The sequence below is a fragment of the Pseudomonas sp. genome (assembly GCF_049301935.1).
GTDB lineage: Bacteria > Pseudomonadota > Gammaproteobacteria > Pseudomonadales > Pseudomonadaceae > Aquipseudomonas.
In genome coordinates this window covers 74,323-93,917 of the sequence record NZ_JBAQLP010000030.1, presented here as the reverse complement: position 1 = coordinate 93,917, position 19,595 = coordinate 74,323, and the positions used below count along the sequence as shown (strand labels likewise).

The window sequence follows — 19,595 nt, the reverse complement described above, 5'->3', positions numbered from 1 at the left end:
TCCCGGATAACCAGCCTAGTAGAGTGCGCCGCGCGCACCGACGTTCGCACGAGGCATCGGTGCGCACGGCGCACTCTAGCCGTTACGCAACTCGCGCATCCGCAGCAACTGATAAGCCGCCGGCAGCACCAGCAAGGACAGCAGCGGCGCGCTGAGCATGCCGCCGACCATGGGCGCGGCGATGCGGCTCATCACTTCGCTGCCGGTGCCGCCGCCCAGCAGGATCGGCAGTAGGCCGGCGATGATCACCGCCACGGTCATGGCCTTGGGCCGTACCCGCTGCACCGCGCCTTCGCGGATCGCCGCAAGCAGCGCCTGCTCGCTGCGCTCGCCGGCTGCCTCGCGTTCGGCCCAGGCGTTCTTCAGGTAGAGCAGCATGATCACGCCGAACTCCGCCGCTACCCCGGCCAGGGCGATAAAGCCGACCCCGGTGGCCACCGACAGGTGATAGCCGAGCAGGTAGAGGAACCAGACTCCGCCGGTCAGGGCGAACGGCAGCGTGGCCATGATCAGCAGCGCCTCGCCGAAGCGGGCGAAGCACAGGTAGAGCAAGACGAAGATGATCAGCAGGGTGGCCGGCACCACCAGCTTGAGCCGCGCGTTGGCCCGTTCGAGAAACTCGAACTGCCCCGAATAGCTCAGGCTGATGCCCGGTTGCAGGGTGACCTGCGCCTCGATGGCGGCGCGCAGATCGGCCACCACCGAGGCCAGGTCGCGGCCGCGCACATCCACATAGACCCAGCCCGAGGGCCGTGCATTCTCGCTCTTGAGCATCGGCGGGCCGTCGCTGACCTTGATCCGCGCCACCGTGCCCAGGGTGATCTGGCTACCAGCCGGGGTGTAGATCGGCAGCTGTTCGAGGCCGCTCAGCGAGTCGCGCCATTCACGCGGGTAACGCACGCTGATGGGAAAACGCGCCAGCCCCTCGATGGTTTCGCCGACATTCTCGCCGCCGATGGCGCTGGCGACTATCGCCTGCACGTCGGCGATATTCAGGCCATAACGCGCGGCCGCCGCGCGGTCGATATCAACATCGATATAGCGCCCGCCGGTCAAGCGCTCGGCCAGGGCAGAACTCACCCCGGGCACGTCTTTGGCGACCTTTTCGATGGCCTGGGTGGTCGCATCGATTTGTGCCAGGTCGCTGCCGGCGACCTTGACCCCGATCGGGCTTTTGATCCCGGTGGCGAGCATGTCGATGCGGTTGCGGATCGGCGGAATCCAGATATTGGTCAACCCCGGCACCTGCACCACCCGGTCCAGTTCCTCCACCAGTTTTTCCGCGGTCATGCCGGCGCGCCATTGCTCGCGCGGCTTGAACTGGATGGTGGTCTCGAACATCTCCAGCGGCGCCGGGTCGGTGGCGGTCTCGGCGCGGCCGGCCTTGCCGAACACATGGGCGACTTCCGGCACGGTCTTGATCATCCGGTCGGTCTGTTGCAGCAACTGCGCGGCCTTCTGCGCGGACAGGCCGGGCAAGGCCGAGGGCATATACAGCAGGTCGCCCTCGTCCAGCGGCGGCAGGAACTCGCCGCCCAGCTGCGACAGCGGCCATAGGGTGCTGAGCGAGATCAGCAGGGCAACCGCCAGGGTGGTTTTTGGCCACGCCAATACCGCATCCAATGCCGGCTGGTAGATCCTGATCAACCCACGGTTCAATGGGTTGCGCGCCTCATCGGGAATCCGCCCGCGAATCCAGTAACCCATCAGCACCGGCACCAGGGTCACCGACAGCCCCGCCGCCGCAGCCATGGCATAGGTCTTGGTGAACGCCAGCGGGCCGAACAGCCGGCCTTCCTGGGCTTGCAGGGTAAACACCGGAATAAACGACAGGGTGATGATCAGCAGACAGAAGAACAGCGCCGGACCGACTTCCACCGCCGCATCGGTAATCACGTGCCAGTGATGCTCGCCCTTGAGCTCCTCGCCGGGGTGCGCTTCGCGCCAGGCCTCGATCTTCTTGTGCGCGTTCTCGATCATCACCACCGCGGCGTCGACCATGGCGCCAATGGCGATGGCGATGCCGCCGAGGGACATGATATTGGCGTTGATGCCCTGCTGCTGCATCACGGCGAAGGCGATCAATACCCCGACCGGTAAAGAAACAATCGCCACTAAGGACGAGCGCAGGTGCCAGAGAAAGGCCGCGCAGACCAGCGCAACGACGATAAATTCCTCCACCAGCTTTTCGCCGAGGTTGCGCACCGCGCGGTCGATCAAGCGGCTGCGGTCATAGGTGGTGACGATTTCCACCCCCTCGGGCAGGCTGGCCTTGAGTTGCTCAAGCTTGGCCTTGACCGCATCGATGGTGCTGCGCGCGTTCTTGCCGCTGCGCAGGATCACCACACCGCCAACCACCTCGCCCTCGCCGTCCAGTTCGGCGATGCCGCGGCGCATCTCCGGGCCGAGCTGGATATGCGCCACCTCGCCGAGAGTCACCGGCACGCCTCCGGCGTCCAGGCGTAGCGGGATGGCGCGAAAGTCGTTGAGGGTCTGCAGATAACCCGAGGCGCGCACCATAAATTCGCTTTCCGCCAGCTCCAGCACCGCGCCGCCGGTTTCCTGGTTGGCGCGGCCGATGGCGTCCGTCACCTCAGCCTGGGTGATACCCAGGCTGGCCAGTTTTATCGGATCGAGTTGCACCTGGTACTGCTTGACCATGCCGCCGATGGTTGCCACCTCGGCGACGTTGGCCAGGGTCTTCAGCTCGAACTTGAGGAACCAGTCCTGCAACGCGCGCAGCTGCGCCAGGTCATGCTTGCCGCTGCGATCGACCAGGGCGTACTGGTAGATCCAGCCGACCCCGGTGGCGTCCGGCCCCAATGACGGTTTGGCGCTGGCCGGCAGGCGGCTCTGGATCTGGCTGAGGTATTCCAATACCCGCGAACGCGCCCAGTAGAGATCGGTGTCGTCCTCGAACAAGACATAGACGAAGCTGTCGCCGAAGAACGAGTAACCACGCACGGTCTTCGCTCCCGGCACCGAGAGCATGGTGGTGGCCAGCGGATAGGTCACCTGATTTTCGACGATTTGCGGCGCCTGGCCCGCATAGGGCGTGCGGATAATCACCTGCACATCGGACAGGTCCGGCAGCGCATCGATAGGCGTATTTTGCAGCGACCAGATACCCCAGGCGGTGGCGAACAGCGTCGCCAGCAGCACCAGAAAGCGGTTGGCCACCGACCAGCGAATTAACGCGGCGATCATGGCTGCGCCTCCTGATCGGAATGCTCGCCATGTGGCGCCGGCGCCAGATGCTCGATACGTTCGATTTGCATGCCGTCATCGTCGGCGCGCACCCCGACCCGCACCCGGTCGCCGGCTTTGAAACCCTCCAGCAGCGCCTCATCGGCGACCGGAAAGAGCATGCTCATGCCCGGCATGCCCAGGGTCTTGAACGGGCCGTGGGTAAGCATCACCCCATCGGCTTCGATGCCGTCGATCTGTCCCTCGGCCTCATGCAGGGCCGGTTGCAGCTTGACCTCGGCCGCCGGCGCGCCCAGTTCCTGAGCCATAATGCCGCGCAGGCTGGCCTCGGAATCGAGCAGGAACTGTCCGGAAGCGACCACCTGCTGGCCCTCCTCCAGGCCTTCGAGTATCTGCGTGTTGCCCGCGGCTTCCTGGCCCAGGCGCACTTCTACCGGGCGGAAACGCCCCTCGCCCTCGGCGAGCATCACCAGGGCGCGGCGGCCACTGCGGATCACCGCCTCGCTCGGCAGCAACAACACATCGGCCTCGGCCGGGCGAGCCAGCCGTACCTGGGCAGTCAGCCCTGGCCGCAGGCGGCCATCGGGATTGTCCAGCACGACCCGTACGCGCAGGGTGCGGCTGTCCAGATTGGCCTGGGGCAGGATGGCGTCGATGCTGCCCTGCAGTACCTCGCCGGGGAACGCCGGCAAGCGCGCCTCGACCACCTGGCCTGGATCCAGGCCCTGGGCTTCGGCCTCGGGCACCGCCACATCGAGCCAGACACTGCGCAAGCCATTGATGGTGGCCAGGGTGTCACCCGCCATCAGGGTCATGCCCTCGCGTACATCGAGCTGTTGCAGCACGCCGGCAATCGGGCTGGTCACCGTCCACAGCGCCTGTACTTTGCCGCTGCGCTCAAACTGGCTGACCAATGCTGCTGGCATGCCGGCCAGACGCAGGCGTTGACGCGCGGCCGCCAGCAGGGCGGAGTCGCCAGCGTCACGCAGGGCCAGATAGTCCTCCTGGGCACTGACCCACGCGGGTACCAACAGGTCGGCCAGGGGCGCGCCGGCTTCGAGCAGATCCTCGGGCGCGCGGGCGTAGACCCGCTCGACGAAGCCGCCCGTACGCGCCTGCACCACGGCGATATCACGGCTATTGAAGGTCAGATTGCCGACCGCTTCCAGGCTGTTGGCCAACGCCCCACGGGTCACCGGGACCAGGCGCATGCCGAGGTTCTGGGTAATGCTCGCGTCGATGCTGACGGCGGCGCTGTCGCCGCCCTCGTCGGCATAGCGCGGCACCAATTGCATGTCCATAAAGGGCGACTTGCCCGGCTGGTCGAACTTGTGCTGCGGCAGCATGGGGTCGTACCAATACAGCACCTTGCGCTCATCTGCCGCAGCGGCTCCCGCCTGGGCGCTGGCCGGGTTATGCACGGCACTGGCCGACTGCTGGGCAAACCAGTAACCACCGGCTGCGCCTATCGCCAATACCAGCGTGGCCAACAACGTACTTTTTACCAGTCGAGCACTCATTGGCTCACCTCTTCATAAGCGAAATGCAGGCGGGCGCTGCTCTGCGCCCGCGCTTGGGCGAAGTCGATGTGTTTCAGGCGCGCCTCGACCCGTTCGCGGCGGGCAGCGATCACGCTGGTCAATTCATTCGCGCCAGCTCGATAGCCAGCCAGGGTCAGCGCGACCTTTTCCTCGGCCAGCGGCAGCAGGCTGTCCTCACTGCGGCGTAGCGCGCGGTCGAATCGCTGGTACTCGGCCAGGTCGTCAGCCAACTGCTGCGCCTGCTCGCGCTCGGCCGCCTGACGTTCGGCGTACAACTGGCTGAGCGTGGCCTGCTTGGCGGCGATCCTGGGGTTCTGCCGCGAGCCCGGGAACAGCGGCAGATCGAAGCTCAATTGCAACGAGAGCATGTCGCCGAAGACCGGGCCGCGTTTCTGATAGGCCAGCTCCCAACTCCAGTCGGCTTGCTTGTCCGCCACGGCCTGACGCACTTGGGCTTGCGCCTCATTCGTCATGGGCTCGAACAGCGCCAGCTCGGGATGACGTTGCAGACTCTGCCGATAGTGTTCGGCATCCACCGGCCAGTTCGGCAGGCGACCGGACAGGGGCTCATCGGCTTTGGCGCCGACCCAACGGCGCAACGCCGCCCGCTGCTGGCTGAGTTGCTGCAGCAGCTGGTCTTCCTGCTCGGCGAGCAACGCCGCTTCCAGTTTTGGCCCGACGCTGTCGGCCGCCTGGCCGCGCCCACCGGCAATGCTGGCGCGCACCGCTTTGGCCAGCAGCTCGTTTTCGCCGTAGAGGTCTTTGAACAGGCTCAGCTTCTGCTCGACGGCGCGGGCGGCAATCCAGGCCAACGCGGTTTGCCGGCGTACCCGCAGGCGCTCGACCTGCTGCTGCGCGGCCGCGCGTTCGACGCCGGCCTCAGCCACTGCGACGCGGGCGCGACGCTTGGCGCGGTTGGGCACCTCCTGCATCACGCCGATCATCTGCATGGTCATAAAGTCGTCGTCGAGGCTGCCGCGATCCGGCCCGCCGATAGGGAAGTTCTGCACACCCAGCAGCAACTTGGGGTCGGGCAGTTCGCCGGCGGGTATGGCCAAGCTGCGCGCGGCCTCGACCTCGGCGGCTTGGGCCAGCAGCGAGGGGGCTTCGCGTTCGGCCTGGCGCAGCGCTTCCTCGAGGGTCAGCGCCGCCGCTGGCAGGCTCAGCGCAAGCGCGCCCAATACAGCGGCCGCGAGGCGTGCGCAGATGGAGAGAAAATGGCACATGGCGATAATTCCTGTCGATATCGCGCACCCCAGCGGGACGCGCAACGGCCACCGCGCAGCCGGGGGCCGCACGACGGGGTTTGCAACGGGACGGGAATCAGCCGCGGGGGGGGCGCCAGGGGGCAAGGGAGGGGCGGGACAGGGGTTCGGCTTGGCTATACAACGGGGCGTTGCTGGCAGCCGGCAACAGCTTGAGTTTCAAGCCGTAGCCATCGGCCAAGGGCAGGCCGGCGCTGGGGCATTTGCTCATATCCGGGCACAGCTGACCGCTGACTTGCATCGCCGCCTCGTCGCAGCAGTCGCTCGCCTGCGGCGCGTCCTGGCTCATGGGGCAGGGTTCGCCGGTCGGCAGCACACTCGCCAGGCTCTGCAAGGGCAGAACCAGGGCCAGCAACAGCAGCAGACACAGGCGAGGGAAGGCGTTCATGGCTGGCAGTCTAGCTCCCTGCCTGGCGGATAACAATTGCTGGAAATCAGTTCCAGGGTTGGAAATACCGTGGTTAGCGCAACGCGCCTTGGCTGCGCCCGTTCGTTCACGGCTTACGTGGTGTCGCTGTCGTAGCCCGGATAAAATCCGCGGGCAGCGCTAACAGCCTTTAAACCGCTGCCGGATTGCATCCGGGCTACCAGAGCCAGGTCGCGTAGGGACATGCCCCCTGAAAAACACGGTGCCAAGCATTGTTACATCTACCCGCTTGCCCATCATGACCAAGAGTCATAGCATGACCAGCGGTCACACATCTGAAATCGAATCACCATGCGCCTACAGGATCAACTCTTCGGGCAGCGCGAGCACGCCATCCTCGCCGCCGCGCGCCAGCTGTTCAGTGAACAGCCCTGGGACCGGGTAACCATTGCCGAGGTGGCGATTGCCGCCGCTATCGGCAAGGGCACAGTGTACAAGCACTTCCCCAGTAAGGAGGCACTGTATGCGCGCCTGGTGCTGGATCGCTCCCGCGCCGACCTGACCGAACTGCGCGCCCTGCATGCCGCCAATGCACCACAGCAGGCCATGCGCCAGGTGATCCTGCGCGCCTTCGAGCAGATGCTGAGCAATCCGATCCAGGCGCAGCTGTGCCTGCACTGTGACCGGCCGGAATTCCAGGAACGCCTGGATGCCCACTCGCGCCAGCAGTTCCTCGACTTGGAGCGCGACTATCAGCGTTTCTTCGCCGAGATGCTCAACGAGACCCTGGGCACCCAAGCCCTCGAGCAAAGCGACTGCCAGAACCTGCTGTGGGGCGTCGAAGCCTGCGTCAACGGGGTAATGGCGCGCATCGCCTCCGGTGGCTTTGCCCACTGGGCCGAACCGATTGCCCTGGATGACTATTTCGCCCGCGTCACCGATTTCATCATTGCCGGCCTGCGTACCCAGGCCGCCGAACTGCTTGCTCAACCCATTCGCCACGAGTAGCCACCATGTTCAGTCAGTTGTCCAAACGTCCCTGGTTGATCGCCATCGCCATCAGTCTGCTGCTCGCGCTCTGGCTAATCAGCGGCTCGCTGTTCAAGGCTCAGGCAACCGCCACGGCCGATGCGCCGGCGGAAAAACCGGGCCTGACCAAGGTCGAAGTGCAGTGGCTGGAAGCCCGCCCGATGCAGCGCCAGCATGTGGTGCAGGGGCAGATCGAAGCCTGGCGCCGGGTCGAATTGCGCGCGCAGCTCAGCGCCACGGTGACGCGCCTGGATCAGGACAAAGGCAAGCCGGTCAAGCAAGGTCAGCTGCTACTCAGCCTGTCCACGGACAACCGCCCGGCCCAGGTGGCCAAGGGTGAGGCCGATGTACGCCAGCGCGCCGCCGATGCCAGCGCGGCCGAACGCCTGCGTGAACGCAACCTGGTCTCCAGCAACGAGCTGATTCGCCTGCAGAGCGAACTGGCCAAGGCCCGCGCCGAACTCGACCTGGCGCGCATCCAGCTGGGCAACACGCAGATCAACGCGCCCTTTGCCGGGGTGTATGACCAGCGCATGGTCGAGCTGGGCGATTTCGTCCAGCCCGGGCAGAGTCTGCTGACCCTGGTGGACATCAGCCAGCTCAAGGTCAGCGCGCAGATCGCCCAGCAGGAAGTCACCCAGCTCAAGCTGGGTCAGCCGGTTAAGGTTGAACTACTCGACGGCCGCGAGCTACAGGGCGAGCTGCACTTTATCGCCGCCGCCGCCGATCCCGGCTCACGCAGCTTCCGTATCGAGGTCAAGGTTGCCAACCCGCAGGCCCTGCGTCTGGCCGGTGCCAGCGCGACCCTGCATGTACAGACCGGCGAAGCCCTGGCCCATCGCCTGTCACCCGCCCTGCTGAGCCTGGATAAAGCCGGCCGGCATGGCGTCAAGTGGGTCAACGAGCAGCAACAGGTGGAGTTCACCCCGGTACAGCTGATCAGCGTCGACAACCAGGGCGCCTGGGTCAGCGGCCTGCCCAACCGGGTGGCCTTGATCACTCTCGGCCAGGGCTTTGTCGAGCCGGGCCAGCAGGTGATCAGCCAGCTGGCCAAAGGGGGGAGCTGATATGCATGGCCTGATCGCTGCGGCGCTGGATCGCAGCCGCACCAGCCTGTTGTTGCTGCTGTTTCTGATGCTCGGCGGCCTGGCGGCGTATGTCGCCATCCCCAAGGAAGCCAACCCGGATGTCAGCATCCCGATCATTTATGTTTCGGTGACCCTCGAAGGCATCAGCCCGGAGGACGCCGAGCGCCTGCTGGTAAGGCCCCTGGAGCAGGAGCTGCGCAGCCTCGAAGGGGTCAAGGAAATGCGCTCCATGGCCAGCGAGGGCCATGCCTCGGTAACCCTGGAATTCGATGCCGGCTTCAATGCCAAGCTGGCCCTGGCCGATGTGCGCGAGAAGGTCGATACCGCGCGCAGCAAACTGCCGGAAGAGGCCGAGGAACCCACGGTCAATGAAGTCAACGTGGCGCTGTTTCCGGTGCTGTCGATTGGCCTGTCCGGGCCGATTGCCGAAACCGAGCTGGTGTATATCGCCCGCCGCCTGAAAGAGAACGTCGAAGGCATCGCCGAGGTGCTCTCGGTGGAAATCGGCGGCGATCGCGAAGACCTGCTGGAAATCGTTGTCGACCCGCAGGTGCTCGACAGCTACGGCATCGATTACAACGAGCTGTTCAACCTGGTCAGCCGCAACAACCGCCTGGTCGCCGCCGGCAGCCTGGACACCGGCGCCGGGCGCATGAGCATGAAAGTGCCCGGGGTGATCGAAGACCTCGAAGACGTGCTGAGCTTGCCGATCAAGGTGGTGGCGGGCAGCGTGGTGACCTTCGGCGATGTCGCCACCATTCACCGCACCTTCAAGGATCCCACCGGCTACGCGCGGATCAACGGCCAGCCGGCCATCGTGCTGGAAGTGGCCAAGCGCAGCGGCGCCAACATCATCGACACCATTGAGCAGGTCAAGGCGCTGCTGCTCAAGGCCCAGCCGCTGCTGCCCGAAGGGCTGGAAGTCAGCTACATCATGGATCAGTCGCAGGAGGTCAAGAGCATGCTTGGCGACCTGCTCAACAACGTCATGACCGCCATCGTGCTGGTGCTGATTCTGGTGGTGGCGAGCATGGGCCTGCGCTCGGCGCTATTAGTCGGACTGACCATTCCGGGGGCCTTTCTGACCGGCATTCTGCTGATCTGGCTGCTCGGCTTCACCCTCAATATCGTCGTGCTGTTCAGCCTGATTCTGGTGGCCGGCATGCTGGTGGATGGTGCCATTGTGGTGTCTGAGCTGGCCGACCGTTACCTGCACCAGGGGCAAACGCCGCGCCAGGCCTGGGCCAATGCGGCCACGCGGATGGCCTGGCCGGTCATCGCCTCCACCGCCACCACCCTGGTGGTGTTTCTGCCGCTGCTGTTCTGGCCAGGGGTGGTCGGCCAGTTTATGAAATACCTGCCGGCCACGGTGATCGTCTGCCTGCTCGCCTCGCTGGCCATGGCCCTGGTGTTTCTGCCAGTACTGGGTGCAGTCACCGGTGGCCAGCCACTGCCGCAGTCGGCCCAGCCTGGCCGTGGCGCCGTCGCTTATCGCCGCCTGCTGAGCACGCTGCTGAAGCGCCCAGGACTGACCCTGCTGGGCCTGCTCGCGCTGATCGCGCTGATCTACACCGCCTATGGCCGCTTTAACCATGGCGTGGAGTTCTTCCCCGAAGTCGAACCGGAGAGCGCGCAAATCTGGCTGCGCGCCCGTGGCGATTTGTCGGTGCAGGAGAAGGACGCCCTGCTGCAGCAGGTGGAAAACCGCCTGCTCGGCATGAGCGAGGTCAAGGCACTGTATGCCCGCTCCCTGGCGCAGCCGGACGGCCAGCTCGGTGCGGATGTGATCGGCACCCTGCAGTTCCAGTTCGTCGAATGGCACGAGCGGCGTTCGGCCGGCAAGATTCTTGCGGACATGCGCACGCGTACTGCGGATATCCCGGGCATCGTCCTGGAGTTCCGCGAACAGGAGGATGGCCCGAGCAGCGGCAAGCCGGTGAAATTGCAGATCAGCTCACTGAGCCCGGCCAAGGCCGAACAGTCGGTCGAGCAGGTGCGCGCCCATATGCAGCGCCTGGGCGGCTTCAAGGATATCGAGGATGACCGCGCCCTGCCGGGTATCGAATGGCGGATCAAGGTCGACCGCGAGGCGGCGGCACGCTTCGGCGCGGACGTGCTGAGCGTGGGCAATGCCGTGCAGATGGTCACCAACGGCCTGAAACTGGCCACCTACCGCCCCGAAGACGCCACTGACGAGGTGGATATCCGCGTGCGCCTGCCGGCCAACTGGCGCTCCCTCGACCAGCTCGGCCGGCTGACCCTGAACACCCCGGCCGGGCAGATTCCCCTGAGCAACTTCGTCTCGCTGCAACAGGCGCCGAAGGTCGGCACCCTGCGCCGGGTCGACGGCAACCGCACCATCACCCTGCAGGCCGACCTGGCCGAAGGCGCACGCCTGGACGAACGGCTGCAAGCCCTGCGTGAGGCCATGGGCGAGGTGTCCAGCGATGTGCAGGTGAAGTTCGCCGGCGAGGATGCCGACCAGCGTGAAGCCGCGACCTTCCTCGGCAGCGCCTTTGCGGTGGCGATCTTCCTGATGTTTATCATCCTGGTGACCCAGTTCAACAGCATCTATCAATCGCTGCTGGTGCTCTCCGCCATCGTCCTGTCCACCGCCGGGGTACTGATGGGCCTGCTGATCAACGACCAGTCGTTCGGCATCGTCATGGTCGGCATGGGCCTGATCGCCCTGGCCGGCATCGTGGTGAACAACAACATCATCCTGATCGACACCTACAACCAACTGCGTCGCCAGGGTTTGGAACCGCGCGAAGCGGCGCTGGAAACCGGCAGCCTGCGCCTGCGCCCGGTACTGCTGACCGCCGTAACCACGGTGCTGGGCCTGGTACCGATGGTGATCGGGGTCAACGTCGACCTGCTCACCCCCAGCCTGGGCGTTGGCGCGCCGTCGACCCAGTGGTGGACCCAGCTGTCCAGTGCGATTGCCGGCGGCCTGAGCTTCGCCACGGTGCTGACCCTGTTATTGACGCCTTGCCTGCTGGTACTGGGCGCGCGCTTCGAGCGTCGCCCACCGCCGCTGGAGACCTTCGACGACGACCTGCTTGACCTGCCGGAACACCTGCTGGCCAGTGCCAGCAGAAAGGTCGAGTTGCAACGCACGCCATAGAATCTACTTACGATCAGCTGCGCGTCGGCCCTGCTGCGTTAAAAACAGGCTCGGCAAGCCACTTGTGGCTAACGCGCTTTAGCGCGGCCCGAAGGGCGAGTGAAGCGAGTAATGCTCATGTACAACAGTGCACTCCGCTTCCTCGCCTGTTTTTGCCTTGCAGGACTCTAGCTCGCAGGATCGTAAGCAGATTCTTAGTTGTACCGCCCCGGGTCAGCATTGCATTCTCCCCCAACGAAAGCCTGGACTGCCGGTTGCGACTGGGTAGTCAGGCCGCCAGCCCGTACACTCGGCAGATCATTGCTGAGGGTCCACTATGCGTACGCTTTATCAGTTCCCAATTTCCCACTACTGCGAAAAAACCCGCTGGCACCTGGATCACAAGGGCCTCGATTTTCAGGTAGACAATCTGTTCCCCGGCCTGCATCGGCTGAAGAGCAAGCGTATGGCGGGCATCGTCACCCTGCCGATCCTCAAGGATGGTGAGCGCGTAATCGGCGATTCCACGCAGATCGCCCTGTACCTGGAACAGCGCTATCCAGAGCGCCCACTGCTGCCGACCGACGCCGCACAACGCGCCGAGGTACTGGAGCTGGAAGAACAGTTCGACCGCCTCGGTGTACACGTACGCCGCTGGCTCTATGGCCAGATCAAGCAGTGGGACTCGGTGATGCACGCCATGCTCAAGGTCTACCGCCCACTGCTGGGCTTGCGCGACCTGATGAAGCCGGTGCTGATCAACGGTGTGCAGCGCCTGTATGGCGTGACCCCGCCGCGGGTGGCGAAGTCCCAGGCCGAATTGCTCGAAGGCCTGGCGCTGATCGAGTCGCGCATTCACGGCGATCCATCACGCTATCTGGTCGGTGAGCAACTGAGCCTGGCCGACATCAGCGCCGCCGCCCTGTTCGCTCCGTTGTTCACCCCGGCGGGCACGCCGTGGGAGCACATCGCCGGGCATGATGAGAAAACCCAGGCCTTCCTCGATGAGCTGCACGCCCACCCGGCCGGCCAATGGGTACTGCGCCGCTATGCCGAAGACCGTCAGCGCCGCGCCTAAGTCGTTTGGGCCCTGTGCTGGGCTGCCGAATTCAGTTGCGCTCGGAACTTAGCAACATCAGAAGCGACACCGGCTGTTCGCTCTCCGGGTGCAACGGTTCCTGCAGCCATTGCAGGCGCCAGCCGGTTTCGCTGAACAGCCCCAGCCAGGACTCCAGCGTGCGAAAGAACCAGGGCATCGGCTGGGCAAAGCCCTCGCCGAAGCCGGCAAAGGTTTCCACCCGCCAACCGTCGCGATAACCCGCGTTATTGCAGGCACGCCAAGGATGCAGAGTCTGGATCAGCAGCCGGCCATCTTCTGCCAGCAAGCCATGCAGAGCATCCAGGGTGGGCGCCAGCGGCTCTTCCAGCAGGGCGAAATTACCCACCAGCGTATCGAAACGCCCCAGCTGCGCAGCCTGGCTTTCCAGCTCGGCATAGCCGCATACCCGATACTGCGACGCGCCGCCGGCCGCCTGTTGCGCCATGGCGATCAGCGGGGCGGACGCATCCACACCGATAGCCTCAATGCCATACTCGAGCAGCCCACGGCACAACCAGCCCTCGCCACAGCCCAGATCCAGCACGCGCTTGGGCGCCAGGGCGAGAATCGCCTGGATGATCGCCGCATCGGTCACCAGCCGGCGACTCTCGATGCGTTGCTCGCGCACGGCCGCGGTCCAGGCGTCGGCATTGGCCTGCCAGCTGAGGTTAAGTTGCTCCCGATGGTCGCGCTGCATAGCTCACTCGTCGCCTGTTGCGTCACGGCACAATTCTAGCAATCTGTGGATGCACACAGCGCCAGGGGCAATCCTGCGCCAGTTAGCACGCATCCATATTGCCGCTGATCAGTTAATCCACGCGCCAACGCATAAAAATCTGCGAAAAATTCTCTGTCTGCCAAGCCTATCCCTGCCGGCCCCATGTCCCAGCGGCTAAACTGCAAACAGTGGCCGGCTGAGAGAAACTCAGTGTTCAAGCCCGCTGATGTTATTCAGCAACCTGTCAAACCTATGGATGAGTACATCAGGCTAAATGAATATGGGCGCACCTTGGCAACTCGACATCACCACCCTGCCGGCCGGCGAGCAACCCAGCCCGCGCAAACGCACCCGTAAACTGAAGGTCACTTTCTGGCTGTTGGTGTTGCTGCTGTGCATCGTCGCGGGCCTACTGCTTGTTGAGGAAGCGCGGACCTCGCGCTTTCAGGCCCAGGAACTCAGCCGCTACGCACAAACCCTCAGTTACCGGGTCAAGCCGGGGCCCAGCCCATCGATCATCTACCCCAAGGAAGGCCCCTTCGATAAGCGCCAGGGCTATACCTACCTGCCCTTGATGCTGGAACGCCTTAGCCAGCGCAGTTTTATCGTGCAGCAACAGGCGCAGTTCTCCCCCGCCCTGCTCGACTATGCCCAGCGCGGCCTGTTTGTGCCCTACCCGGAGAAAATCCAGAGCGGCCTGCGCATCAGTGACTGTAGCGGTACGCCCTTCTACGAGTTCCGCTATCCGCAGCAACGCTACCCAAGCTTCAAGGCTATCCCGCCATTGGTAGCCGGCAGCTTGCTGTTTATCGAGAACCGCAAGCTGCTCGACGCCGAGCAGCCGCTGGCCAACCCCGCGGTGGACTGGCCGCGCTTTGTCATGGCGGCCATCTCCCAGGTCGGCAAGCTGTTGGATATGCAGGATCAATCGGCGGGCGGCAGCACCCTGGCCACCCAGCTGGAGAAATATCGCCACTCCCCGGACGGCCTGACCTCGTCGGCCACGGAGAAACTGCGGCAGATGTTTTCCGCCAGTGTGCGCGCTTACCAGAGCGGCCCGCAGACACTGGCCGCGCGGGAAAATATCGTGCGTGACTACCTCAATAGCGTGCCGCTCTCTGCCGCCCCAGGGCATGGTGAGGTGCATGGTCTGGCCGATGGCTTGCGCATCTGGTTCGGTGCGGACTTTGCCCGGGTCAATCTGCTGCTCGACCCCACTCGCTCGCCGGATGCCAGCCTGGCCGAACGCGGACTGGCCCTGCGTCAGGTGCTGGCGCTGATGATTGCCCAGCGCCGCCCGTCCTATTACCTGGCTCAGGGCCGTAATGACCTGGCCGAGCTGACTGACAGCCATATCCGCCTGCTCGCGGGCGGCGGCCTGATTGACGCGGCGCTGCGCGATGCGGCCCTGCAGCAGACGCTCAGCTACCGCGACTGGGCCCTGGAGCCCAACCTGCAACCGGTGGACAGCAACAAGGGCATCAGCGTTTCGCGGGCGCGACTGTCCGCCATGCTCAACATGCCGCTGTATGACCTGGATCGCCTCGACCTAAGCGCCACCAGCACGCTGAACAACCAGTTACAGCAAGCCGCCAGCCACTACCTGCAGCAATTGGCCGACCCGGAATTTGCCGGGCAGATCGGCCTGTTTGGCGAGCGCTTGCTGTCCCCGGAAAAAACCGCAGACGTGCGTTACAGCTTCACCCTGTTCGAACGCACCAGTAACGGCAGCGTGGTGCGCGTGCAGACCGACAGCACCGACCAGCCGTTCGACATCAACGAAGGCAGCAAGCTGGAGCTGGGCTCCACCGCCAAGCTCAGGGTGCTGGCCACCTACCTGGAAATCATTGCCGAACTGCACCAGCGCCACGCGGGGCAGAGCGCCAGCGAATTGCGCGCGGTCAACGCCGAAGACAACATCACGCGCTGGGCCATCGCTTATTTGCAAAGCACCCCCAACGCCAGCCTGCCGGCCATGCTGGATGCCGCGCTGGAGCGCAAATACTCAGCCAGCCCAGGCGAGCGCTTCTTTACCGGCGGCGGCATTCACACCTTCGCCAACTTCCGCCGTGAGGATAACCAGCGCATCGCCAGCATGCGCGAAGCCCTGCGCGAGTCGCTCAACCTGCCGTTTATTCGCCTGATGCGTGACCTGGTGCGCTACAGCACCTATCAGGGCCCGAACAACAGCGCCGAACTGCTCAAGGACGACAAAGACCCGCGCCGCCAGGCCTATCTGCAAGACTTCGCTGACCGCGAAGGCACCACCTTCCTGCTGCGCTTCTGGCGTAAATACCAGGATCAACCTGAACAACAACGCCTCGATACCTTTCTCAATGGCCTGCGCCACAGCCCGGTACGCCTCGCCGCCGTGCACCGCTACCTGATGCCGCAGGCCGACGAAACCAGCTTCGCCGCCTTTTTGCGCAAGTACCTGCCACAGGAAAAACTCAGCGATAAACGCATCGCCGAGCTGTATAAAACCTACGGCCCCGGCGCCTACAGCCTGCCGGACCAGGGCTATATCGCCCGCGTCCACCCGCTTGAACTGTGGCTGTTGGGTTATCTGATCGAACAACCGCAAGCCAGCTTCAGCAACGCGGTGGCCGCCAGCCAGGACGAACGCCAGGAAGTTTACGGCTGGCTGTTCCGCAGCCGGCACAAGAGCGCGCGCGACAGCCGCATCCGCATCATGCTGGAGGTCGAAGCCTTCCTCGATATTCACCGGCGCTGGCAAAACCTCGGCTACCCCTTTGCCCATCTGGTGCCGTCGCTGGCCACCGCCATCGGCAGCTCCGGCGACCGCCCGGCGGCGCTGGCCGAACTGGTCGGAATTATCCAGAACGATGGTATTCGGCAACCCACCGCACGCATCGACAGCCTGCATTTTGCCGCCGATACGCCCTACGACACCCTGGTGGTACGCGACCATACCGAGGGCAAGCGCGTCATGGCCTCGGAGGTCGCGGCCGCACTGCGCAGCGCCCTCGCCGATGTGGTGGAAGCCGGCACCGCGCGGCGCCTACTCGGCAGCTTTACCCAGGCCGATGGCCAACCGCTCAAGGTTGGCGGCAAAACGGGCACTGGTGATAACCGCATCGAAACCGTCGGCGCGGGCGGCCGGGTGCTCAGCTCGCGGGCGATGAACCGCACCGCAACCTTTGTCTTCTACCTCGGCCCGCGCCACTACGGCACCCTCACCGCCTTCGTCCCCGGCCGCGCCGCAGAAAGCTTCCGCTTCACCTCCGCGCTGCCGGTGCAGGTACTCAAAGGCATGGCGCCAATTCTGCAACCCTACCTTGAGCCGGATACCTACAGCCAGTGCCTGCCGCCCATACCCGCAGCCCAGGCCAGCACCTTGTAGGGTCAGAATCAAAGCTGCCGACAATAAAAACGGGAGGCCGATGGCCTCCCGTTTTTTTCAACCCTGCGACTATTACTTCGCTTTGTAGATGATCCCAGGGCTGCACTGCACCATCTGGTAGTGGTTAGGCAGGCCGTTGAGCGCTTCAGAAGCCCCGAGAAACAGATAACCGCCAGGTTTTAACATGGCATGAATGCGCGTGAGGATGTCCTTCTTCACCTCGGCCGAGAAGTAGATCAGCACGTTGCGGCAGAACACCACGTCGAACTTGCCGAGGCTGGCGTAACTGTCCAATAGGTTCAGTGGACGAAACTCGATGCGGTTGCGGATGGCGGACTTGATCACCCAGCGCCCCGGCCCTTTGGGGTCGAAATAACGCTGCAGCCGCTCTTGAGAAAGGCCACGACCCATCGCCAGGCTGTCGTACTCACCGGACTTGCAGTTGGCCAACATGGTCGGCGAAAGGTCGGTGGCCACGATCTGCAAGCCACCCTTGAGCTGACCGATATTGGTCTTCTCGAACTCGTCGATGGTCATCGACAGCGAATAAGGCTCCTGACCCGAGGAACAGGCCGCCGACCAGATACGCAGGCGCTGACCGGGGCTGGCTTTGATCATTTCCGGCAGTACGCGGTTCTTCAGCACTTCAAACGGATAGGTATCACGAAACCACAGGGTTTCGTTGGTGGTCATGGCATCGACCACCTGCTCGCGCAAACCGCTGCGTGGCTGCGTCTGCATGCGCTGCACCAGCTCACCCAGGGTCTTGATGCTGTTCTGCTCCATCAACTTGTTAAGCCGACTGGAAACTAAATACTGCTTGTTGGTGCCAAGCAGGATGCCGCAAGCTTTTTCCAGGAAAGTCCGGAACTGTTCGAAATCCAAATTACCTGTAGACACTCGCGAGGCCTCGACAAACATACCTTTCACTGAGGGTTGCCCCTCAGTCCCCTGCCGCAATATTGATGCGTTCAGCTACCCGCGCAGCCAGGTCATCCGGGCGAAACTTGGCGAGAAAATCATCTGCCCCCACTTTCTTCACCATAGCCTGGTTGAACACGCCAGAAAGCGAAGTATGCAAGATGATATGCAGCTTTTGCATGCGCGGATCGGCACGAATCTCCGCCGTCAGCGTATAGCCATCCATTTCCGGCATTTCGATGTCGGAAATCAGCATCAAAAATTCTTCTGCAGGATTTTTGCCTTCTTCAACCATCGCCTTCAGATAATCCAGCGCCTGACGCCCGTCGTTCAGCGCCACCACCTCCACGCCAACAGTCTCCAGGCAACGGGTTACCTGCTTGCGCGCCACTGAGGAATCATCACAGGTCAGTACGCGTTTGCTTACCGCACGGGCCTGGGTGCGGGAGTCCAAGACGCCTGCGGAGATCACTTCCGATGTCGGCGCCACCTCAGCCAGGACTTTTTCGACATCGATGATTTCAACCATCTTGTCATCCAGTTGAGTCACCGCTGTCAGATAGTGATCACGCCCCGTGCCCTTGGGTGGCGGATGAATCGACTCCCAGTTCATGTTGACGATACGCTCGACCGAGTGCACCAGAAATCCCTGCACCTTGGTGTTGTACTCGGTAATGATCACAAAACTGTTCTCGATATTTTCCAGCGGTGCATTGCCCGTTGCCATGGCCAAATCGAGAATCGGGATGGTGCCGCCACGGATATTGGCCACACCGCGAACGACCCGACTGGATTTGGGCATGACGGTGAGTTTGGGGCACTGCAGCACTTCTTTAACCTTGAATACGTTGATGCCGTAAAGCTGGTTGCTGTTCAAACGAAACAGCAGCAATTCCAAACGATTCTGCCCAACCAACTGAGTTCTCTGGTTAACCGAATCCATCACACCGGCCATACCCAAACTCCTTATTTGAATAACAGATTGCTGTCAGCGTAGCAGGCGGCACGCGCCTTGCTATCCAACCCATATGAACACTGAAACGACAACTAACCGACACTCACTGGCAAAGTGCCGCTACTGGCTGGCAGTTGTACCCGCTTTGCTGGCACTCGGCTATAGCGCCTTGGCAACAGCGGACGCCACACGGCCTGAGCAGCTTATCGGCGCTGGCGAAGCTTTTCTTGAGCATGCGGTAAGCAATTACCTACAGCGTAGCAACATCGCCGGCCGTCATGAGGTTCAAATCAATCGGCTCGACCCACGCCTGCGCCTGCCGCTGTGCCCACAACCTTTGACCACTACCCTGGAAAGCCCTGCCGAGCCTATTGGCCGCGTGACCCTGCGCGTACGCTGTGACGGCGCTGCACCCTGGACAGTGTTCGTGCCTGGACAAGTGCGCCTGTACCGTGAAGTGGTGATCGCCAGTCGCCCGCTCAAGCGCGACAATCTGCTGACGGATATGGATGTGCTGTTAGCCGAGCGAGATGTGGGCCTACTCAACCAGGGCTATCTCACGACCCTCAAGCAGGCAATCGGCAAAAAATTGACGCGCCCACTGCTGCCAGACCAGGTGCTTGCGCCGATTCATGTGCAAATGGCTGAAGCCATACGCAAAGGTGATCAAGTAGTGATCAGCGCCCGCAGCGGCGGTATCAGTGTGCGGATGCCGGGCGAAGCCTTGTCAGATGGCACAATTGGCAAGCAAATCAGTGTGCGCAATCAACGTTCAAACCGGGTGATCAGGGCCCGTGTAGTTGGGCCTGGACAGGTAGAAGTAGCCATGTAGGCATGATTCTTGTTTTAACTTTGTGCACGCAGGAGCTGACGATTATTCGCACTGTGTTTAGACTGCTACTGACGCACATTTTTGCCCTAAAGTTTTTCAGGGT

Annotated in this window: 13 protein-coding genes; 6 read left to right on the top strand and 7 right to left on the bottom strand. The window is 63.3% G+C overall.

Features of this window, described 5'->3' with window-relative positions:
- Positions 1 to 75: 75 nt before the first annotated feature.
- The 4 genes from WA145_RS03975 to WA145_RS03960 all read right to left on the bottom strand — a co-directional run bounded on the left by WA145_RS03975 (position 76) and on the right by WA145_RS03960 (position 6,401).
- Positions 76 to 3,207, bottom strand: a complete 3,132-nt coding sequence (locus WA145_RS03975) for an efflux RND transporter permease subunit (protein ID WP_422580314.1) — start codon at positions 3,205 to 3,207, stop codon at positions 76 to 78.
- Positions 3,204 to 4,727, bottom strand: coding sequence for an efflux RND transporter periplasmic adaptor subunit (locus WA145_RS03970; RefSeq protein WP_422580313.1), 1,524 nt, complete (start codon positions 4,725 to 4,727; stop codon positions 3,204 to 3,206). The genes WA145_RS03975 and WA145_RS03970 overlap by 4 nt, the downstream gene beginning before the upstream one ends.
- Positions 4,724 to 5,974, bottom strand: coding sequence for a TolC family protein (locus tag WA145_RS03965; RefSeq protein WP_422580312.1), 1,251 nt, complete (start codon positions 5,972 to 5,974; stop codon positions 4,724 to 4,726). The genes WA145_RS03970 and WA145_RS03965 overlap by 4 nt, the downstream gene beginning before the upstream one ends.
- Positions 5,975 to 6,071: 97 nt before the next feature.
- Positions 6,072 to 6,401, bottom strand: coding sequence for a hypothetical protein (locus tag WA145_RS03960; RefSeq protein WP_422580311.1), 330 nt, complete (start codon positions 6,399 to 6,401; stop codon positions 6,072 to 6,074).
- Between the two features lie 330 nt (positions 6,402 to 6,731).
- Between WA145_RS03960 and WA145_RS03955 the strand changes: the two genes are divergently transcribed.
- From WA145_RS03955 to WA145_RS03940, 4 genes are all read left to right on the top strand, one after another.
- Complete coding sequence (locus WA145_RS03955; protein ID WP_422580310.1) at positions 6,732 to 7,388, top strand: TetR/AcrR family transcriptional regulator; 657 nt, start codon at positions 6,732 to 6,734, stop codon at positions 7,386 to 7,388.
- A gap of 5 nt (positions 7,389 to 7,393) precedes the next feature.
- Complete coding sequence (locus tag WA145_RS03950) at positions 7,394 to 8,476, top strand: efflux RND transporter periplasmic adaptor subunit (protein WP_422580309.1); 1,083 nt, start codon at positions 7,394 to 7,396, stop codon at positions 8,474 to 8,476.
- A gap of 1 nt (position 8,477) precedes the next feature.
- On the top strand, positions 8,478 to 11,624 hold the full coding sequence (locus tag WA145_RS03945) for an efflux RND transporter permease subunit (RefSeq protein WP_422580308.1): 3,147 nt from the start codon (positions 8,478 to 8,480) through the stop codon (positions 11,622 to 11,624).
- A gap of 316 nt (positions 11,625 to 11,940) precedes the next feature.
- A complete protein-coding gene (locus tag WA145_RS03940) occupies positions 11,941 to 12,681 on the top strand; it encodes a glutathione S-transferase family protein (RefSeq protein WP_422580307.1) in 741 nt (246 codons plus the stop codon).
- A gap of 31 nt (positions 12,682 to 12,712) precedes the next feature.
- Here WA145_RS03940 and WA145_RS03935 read toward each other — a convergent pair whose 3' ends face one another.
- Positions 12,713 to 13,399 carry a class I SAM-dependent methyltransferase gene (locus tag WA145_RS03935; RefSeq protein ID WP_422580306.1) on the bottom strand — a complete coding sequence of 229 codons (687 nt, stop codon included), beginning with the start codon at positions 13,397 to 13,399 and terminating at the stop codon, positions 12,713 to 12,715.
- 301 nt (positions 13,400 to 13,700) lie between these two features.
- Here WA145_RS03935 and WA145_RS03930 point away from each other — a divergent pair, with 301 nt between their 5' ends.
- A complete protein-coding gene (locus WA145_RS03930) occupies positions 13,701 to 16,784 on the top strand; it encodes a transglycosylase domain-containing protein (protein WP_422580339.1) in 3,084 nt (1,027 codons plus the stop codon).
- Positions 16,785 to 16,856: 72 nt separating this feature from the next.
- On the opposite strand, the gene cheR is transcribed toward WA145_RS03930, so the two are convergent.
- A complete protein-coding gene (gene cheR, locus WA145_RS03925) occupies positions 16,857 to 17,684 on the bottom strand; it encodes a protein-glutamate O-methyltransferase CheR (protein WP_422580338.1) in 828 nt (275 codons plus the stop codon).
- A gap of 43 nt (positions 17,685 to 17,727) precedes the next feature.
- The gene (locus tag WA145_RS03920) at positions 17,728 to 18,660 is read right to left on the bottom strand and encodes a chemotaxis protein CheV (protein WP_422580305.1); all 933 of its coding nucleotides are present in this window, start codon (positions 18,658 to 18,660) and stop codon (positions 17,728 to 17,730) included.
- 73 nt (positions 18,661 to 18,733) lie between these two features.
- On the opposite strand from WA145_RS03920, the gene flgA reads away from it, so the two are divergent.
- The gene (gene flgA / locus WA145_RS03915) at positions 18,734 to 19,492 is read left to right on the top strand and encodes a flagellar basal body P-ring formation chaperone FlgA (RefSeq protein WP_422580304.1); all 759 of its coding nucleotides are present in this window, start codon (positions 18,734 to 18,736) and stop codon (positions 19,490 to 19,492) included.
- Positions 19,493 to 19,595 lie beyond the last annotated feature (103 nt).

What these genes read in the sequence shown, in the direction of transcription:
- WA145_RS03950 (WP_422580309.1), top strand. Translation starts at nt 7,394, where the DNA reads ATGTTCAGTCAGTTGTCCAAACGTCCCTGGTTGATCGCCATCGCCATC.
- WA145_RS03955 (WP_422580310.1), top strand. Translation starts at nt 6,732, where the DNA reads ATGCGCCTACAGGATCAACTCTTCGGGCAGCGCGAGCACGCCATCCTC.
- flgA (WP_422580304.1), top strand. Translation starts at nt 18,734, where the DNA reads ATGAACACTGAAACGACAACTAACCGACACTCACTGGCAAAGTGCCGC.
- WA145_RS03975 (WP_422580314.1), bottom strand. Translation starts at nt 3,207, where the DNA reads ATGATCGCCGCGTTAATTCGCTGGTCGGTGGCCAACCGCTTTCTGGTG.
- WA145_RS03965 (WP_422580312.1), bottom strand. Translation starts at nt 5,974, where the DNA reads ATGTGCCATTTTCTCTCCATCTGCGCACGCCTCGCGGCCGCTGTATTG.
- WA145_RS03970 (WP_422580313.1), bottom strand. Translation starts at nt 4,727, where the DNA reads ATGAGTGCTCGACTGGTAAAAAGTACGTTGTTGGCCACGCTGGTATTG.
- WA145_RS03930 (WP_422580339.1), top strand. Translation starts at nt 13,701, where the DNA reads ATGGGCGCACCTTGGCAACTCGACATCACCACCCTGCCGGCCGGCGAG.
- WA145_RS03940 (WP_422580307.1), top strand. Translation starts at nt 11,941, where the DNA reads ATGCGTACGCTTTATCAGTTCCCAATTTCCCACTACTGCGAAAAAACC.
- WA145_RS03920 (WP_422580305.1), bottom strand. Translation starts at nt 18,660, where the DNA reads ATGGCCGGTGTGATGGATTCGGTTAACCAGAGAACTCAGTTGGTTGGG.
- WA145_RS03960 (WP_422580311.1), bottom strand. Translation starts at nt 6,401, where the DNA reads ATGAACGCCTTCCCTCGCCTGTGTCTGCTGCTGTTGCTGGCCCTGGTT.
- WA145_RS03935 (WP_422580306.1), bottom strand. Translation starts at nt 13,399, where the DNA reads ATGCAGCGCGACCATCGGGAGCAACTTAACCTCAGCTGGCAGGCCAAT.
- WA145_RS03945 (WP_422580308.1), top strand. Translation starts at nt 8,478, where the DNA reads ATGCATGGCCTGATCGCTGCGGCGCTGGATCGCAGCCGCACCAGCCTG.